Here is a 3819-nt window from a genome sequence, read left to right as displayed (position 1 = left end):
GCAGGGGGCAGGGGGCAGGGAGAATATTTATTGCCTATTGCCTATTGCCTATTGCCTTCTTCCTGACAACTGACAACTAACAACTAACCAAATCTAAAACCATGCTTAACACCCCACCTAAAGGGTATCGGGTGGGGTATTTTATCCTCAAGGGTGTGTGTCACAATTATGAGCAGTTCTGAAAATTTTCAGTTAACTGAAGTTTGAAGTGGGAAAATTCAAGCTAACTTGAAGGTATTGGGCTATTAAGTAGTAGAGATTAGTAAATAATTTCTCGTCTCTTATCCCAAACACAAACCCTCACCCCATTGAATTTCCATTTTTTTATCTTCTCATTTGTTTGTACAGAATTCTAAAAGTAGGCGTTAGTGATGGAAGTAATCTATCAGTATGCCTGGCTGATTCCAGTATTACCTCTTTTGGGAGCAACACTGGTCGGTCTAGGGCTAATCTCGATAAATCAGGTGACGAACCGCTTGCGACAACTAAATGCTATAGTCATTATCTCCCTGATGGGGGCTTCTATGGCACTGTCGTTGGCTTTACTGTGGAGTCAAATTCAAGGCCATGCGCCTTATCTTTGGACTTTGGAATGGGCATCAGCAGGTAATTTTCACCTGACGATGGGCTACACTATTGACCACCTGACATCTCTAATGCTGGTGATTGTAACAACAGTAGCCGTTTTGGTGATGATTTACACCGATGGTTACATGGCGCATGACCCTGGTTATGTGCGATTTTACGCCTATCTCAGCTTATTTGGCTCTTCAATGTTAGGTTTGGTGGTCAGTCCTAACCTAGTACAAGTTTATATTTTCTGGGAACTGGTGGGGATGTGTTCCTACCTGCTAGTGGGCTTTTGGTATGATCGCAAAGCCGCAGCAGATGCTTGTCAAAAGGCCTTTGTCACCAACCGCGTCGGTGACTTCGGGTTACTATTGGGAATTTTGGGGCTGTTCTGGGCGACAGGCAGCTTTGATTTTATGGTTATGGGCGATCGCCTATCCAACCTAGTAGAAACCGGCTCTATCAGCAATTTCCTCGCCATTCTGTTGGCAATTCTCGTCTTCCTGGGACCTGTGGCTAAATCTGCCCAATTCCCCCTCCATGTCTGGCTACCAGATGCCATGGAAGGTCCTACACCTATTTCTGCCCTGATTCATGCGGCGACAATGGTGGCGGCGGGTGTATTCTTAATTGCCCGGATGTACCCAGTATTTGAAAATGTCCCAGCCGCAATGAACGTAATTGCTTATACTGGGGCATTTACAGCGTTTTTGGGGGCAACTATCGCTATTACCCAAAACGACATCAAGAAGGGTTTGGCTTATTCCACCATTTCCCAACTTGGTTACATGGTGATGGCTATGGGTGTGGGGGCTTACAGTGCGGGATTATTCCACCTCATGACCCACGCTTATTTTAAAGCGATGCTGTTCTTGGGTTCTGGTTCGGTAATTCATGGCATGGAAGCAGTTGTTGGTCATGATCCTGTATTGGCGCAAGATATGCGGTTAATGGGCGGACTGCGGAAATATATGCCCGTGACCAGTTTCACCTTTTTGATTGGTTGCTTGGCCATTGCGGGGATTCCTCCTTTTGCTGGTTTCTGGTCAAAAGATGAAATTTTAGGCGCGGCTTTTGCTGCTAACCCTTTCCTGTGGTTTATTGGTTGGGTGACAGCAGGGATTACAGCTTTTTATATGTTTAGAATGTATTTCTCAACATTTGAAGGTAAATTCCGGGGTAATGACGAGAAAATCAAGGTAAAACTCAAAAATGCGGCTGCTGCTTTGGCTGAAAAGTCAGGGACAGCAGAATTAGTGCCTAATTTTGGTCCTGGGGCGATGAAAAAGGGCGAATTGTCAAGTCACTCCCATGACTCCCACAGCCATGAGCCTCATGAGTCTCCTTGGACGATGAGTTTACCGTTGGTGGTGTTGGCTATTCCTTCAATGTTGATTGGTTTGGTGGGAACTCCCTACGCCAATTATTTTGAGCAGTTTATCTTTCCTCCTAGCGAAACTTTAGGGTCAGTTATGGAAAAGGCTGCGGAGTTTGACCCCCATGAGTTTTACATTATGGCGGGTAGTTCTGTGGCGGTTTCTGTGATTGGGATTACTTTGGCGGTGCTGATGTATTTGGCTCGTAAAATTGATCCTAGTGCGATCGCTAAAAACATTCAACCGCTATACGATCTATCTTTGAACAAGTGGTACTTTGATGACATTTATCATCGTGTCTTTGTTCTCGGTTTGCGTCGTGTGGCTAGACAAGTTATGGAAGTTGATTTCCGCGTTGTTGACGGCGCTGTTAATCTCACGGGTTTCTTTACTCTTGTCAGTGGTGAAGGTTTGAAATACCTAGAAAGCGGTCGGGTTCAATTCTATGCTCTGATCGTTTTTGGGGCTGTTTTGGGCTTGGTGATCGTTTTTGGTGTTACCTGATTTTAATGGGGGCGGTTTGTCCGCCCCTGGATTGTTTTTTTTGACGAACCACAGAGGCACAGAGGACGCAGAGTTAATGAACCACGAAGGGACGAAGGAAGCGAAGGAAGAAGGGAAGAAGGAAAAAGTTTGTAGGGTGCATTAGGAGCGCGAAAATAGTATTAAATATAGATAAAGTTAGAAAAGCGAAGTAACGCACATTAATTCATGAAATTAAATTATTGTCAGAATCAGGATATCCAGGATTTAAGGATGTACAGGATGTAGAAAAAAGTAATCTTTGAAAATCTCAAATATTCCTAGATAAGTATTCGTAAAAAATCCTATTAATCCTCTAATCCTGGGCATCCTGATTCTGACAAAATAAGTTATCATAATTAAGATTCAAGACTAATTTATGTATTGTCAAAATACCAACTTCTCACGTCATGCTATCCAACAAATGTTTTATCGTCGCATTAGTAAAAAAGAAGTAGAAACTGTAATTGCTTATGGACAAATAATAGAAGAAAATCCTGATGATACACCATACCCTAGTTATTTAATATTAGATTTTGTAGAAGGTAAACCGATTCATGTTGTATTTTCCTATGATGAAGTTACAGATACAGGATATGTGGTAACAGCTTATATTCCTGATGCTAATATTTGGTTAGATGGTTTTACAACTAGGAGACAAAAATAATGAAATGCGTAATTTGTAAACATGGAGAAACTAAACCCGGTTTAGTCACCGTCACCTTAGAAAGAGATGAATGTATTATTGTCTTGAAAAAAGTTCCCGCAGAAATTTGTGATAACTGTGGTGAATATTATTTAAGTGATACAGTTACCGAACAGGTTTTAGACAAAGCAGAATTAGCGATTACTAAAGGAGTAGAATTAGAAATTATTAGGTATGCAGCTTAAATTTGAAAATATATGAATACTCAAATTAATGTTCCTCCTGCTGTTGATGATTTAATGTTGAAAAAAGCTTATGCCCATAGACTTTTATTTTAAAGGTGGAAAGGTTTTTCTCTTCCAGATTTTGAGCAATTAGTATAAAAAGGTAAAATTATGAATATCCAAATTAAACCGGAATTAGAGCAAATTATTCAAGCGCAAATTGCCACAGGTAGATATACAAATCCTGAAGATGTAATCAGTAAGGCGTTAAAGTTGCTTTTGGAGTGGGATAAGGGTTATCAGAATTGGGTGGAAGAAACACGGGAAAAGGTGGATGTTGCTATTGAACAATTAAGTAGGTAAACATAATAAAAACGATATATGTTTAGTTTTGTAAAAACCGTGAAATAACCTATTTGCAAGGCATTCATTGAATTTACATTTCGTCACATACCTTTAAATTTTTCTCTTTACCTACTTA

3 protein-coding genes and 1 pseudogene are annotated in these 3819 nt (G+C 40.8%); all 4 read left to right on the top strand.

Annotated features, from left to right (window positions below; all coding sequences use genetic code 11):
* Positions 1–371 precede the first annotated feature (371 nt).
* Complete coding sequence (locus IQ228_RS22960; protein ID WP_027403984.1) at positions 372–2450, top strand: NAD(P)H-quinone oxidoreductase subunit 5; 2079 nt, start codon at positions 372–374, stop codon at positions 2448–2450.
* Between the two features lie 397 nt (positions 2451–2847).
* Positions 2848–3135, top strand: coding sequence for a DUF4258 domain-containing protein (locus IQ228_RS22955; protein WP_027403985.1), 288 nt, complete (start codon positions 2848–2850; stop codon positions 3133–3135).
* Entirely contained in the window at positions 3135–3359 is a 225-nt protein-coding gene (locus IQ228_RS22950; RefSeq protein ID WP_027403986.1) for a type II toxin-antitoxin system MqsA family antitoxin, read from the top strand. Before IQ228_RS22955 ends, IQ228_RS22950 begins: the two co-directional genes overlap by 1 nt.
* A gap of 150 nt (positions 3360–3509) precedes the next feature.
* Positions 3510–3698 (top strand): annotated as a pseudogene (locus tag IQ228_RS22945) (type II toxin-antitoxin system ParD family antitoxin); the annotation flags it as partial.
* Positions 3699–3819 lie beyond the last annotated feature (121 nt).

The sequence above is a fragment of the Dolichospermum sp. LEGE 00246 genome, assembly GCF_015207865.1.
Lineage (GTDB): Bacteria > Cyanobacteriota > Cyanobacteriia > Cyanobacteriales > Nostocaceae > Dolichospermum > Dolichospermum heterosporum.
This window is presented reverse-complemented; position numbering and strand designations above follow the sequence as displayed.

What these genes read in the sequence shown, in the direction of transcription:
- IQ228_RS22950 (WP_027403986.1), top strand. Translation starts at nt 3,135, where the DNA reads ATGAAATGCGTAATTTGTAAACATGGAGAAACTAAACCCGGTTTAGTC.
- IQ228_RS22960 (WP_027403984.1), top strand. Translation starts at nt 372, where the DNA reads ATGGAAGTAATCTATCAGTATGCCTGGCTGATTCCAGTATTACCTCTT.
- IQ228_RS22955 (WP_027403985.1), top strand. Translation starts at nt 2,848, where the DNA reads ATGTATTGTCAAAATACCAACTTCTCACGTCATGCTATCCAACAAATG.